This window comes from Pseudovibrio flavus, assembly GCF_009711345.1.
GTDB classification, from domain to species: Bacteria; Pseudomonadota; Alphaproteobacteria; order Rhizobiales; family Stappiaceae; genus Pseudovibrio; species Pseudovibrio flavus.
The window spans coordinates 1-253 of the sequence record NZ_SMMA01000008.1 but is presented as its reverse complement, the minus strand read 5'-3'; the positions used below and the strand labels follow the sequence as shown (position 1 = coordinate 253).

Genomic DNA, 253 nt, shown 5'->3' with positions numbered 1-253 from the left:
CAGTCTTTCCAACCTCAGGCGTATTCCGCGCAGGTCTTGCAGCCTATACGAAGCTGTTTGCTGACCAATTCGCGTCGGATAATGTGCGAATGAACAACGTGCTTCCGGGCTTCATCAACAGCCTTCCAGAAAAGGAAGAATTCCGCTCCCGTATTCCAATGGAACGTTATGGAAAGGTCGGAGAGATAGCAGCTACGATCGCGTTTCTAGCATCAGATGGAGCCGGTTATATAACGGGTCAGAACCTTCGCGT

The 253-nt window shown here is 50.6% G+C and carries 1 protein-coding gene; it reads left to right on the top strand.

Features of this window, described 5'->3' with window-relative positions; genetic code table 11:
• On the top strand, window positions 1–253 hold a 253-nt coding region (locus E1162_RS00025), incomplete at both ends, for an SDR family oxidoreductase (protein WP_155125401.1).